This window comes from Pseudomonas sp. K5002, assembly GCF_013386655.1.
Taxonomy (GTDB): Bacteria; Pseudomonadota; Gammaproteobacteria; order Pseudomonadales; family Pseudomonadaceae; genus Aquipseudomonas.
This window is the reverse complement of record NZ_JACARK010001637.1, coordinates 1-342: the sequence shown is the minus strand read 5'-3', so window position 1 is coordinate 342 and position 342 is coordinate 1. Positions and strand designations below refer to the sequence as shown.

The window sequence follows — 342 nt, the reverse complement described above, 5'->3', positions numbered from 1 at the left end:
TTCAAGGCGACGGCGAACGCGGGGGTCGAGTTGCTCGGCATCAGGGCTGTCGAGCAGGGCTTCGTGGAGGGCGAAGGCTTCGAAGGCGCCGAGCCAGCCCTGGTGCTGGATCAGGTCGAGGGTGGCCTGGAAGGTCCTCGAGGGGCGTACCTCAATCAGTGCGCCGTCTGCCTTCAATCGGTCCACACAACGTTGCAGGTTGTCGCGCACCGCAGGTTCAACCCGGGCGTCTTCCAGCACACTTTGCTCGACCCAGAACCGCTGGCCATTGAGGCTGCGGGGCGGGCGCTGCTCGCGACCATTGAGCAGGTCGTCGATGGCCAGTGCATCGCGCACGCTGCG

At 66.1% G+C, this 342-nt stretch carries 1 pseudogene; it reads right to left on the bottom strand.

Annotation, left to right across the window (positions count from 1 at the left end):
• Window positions 1–342: pseudogene (locus HX846_RS38415) on the bottom strand (amidase); the annotation flags it as partial.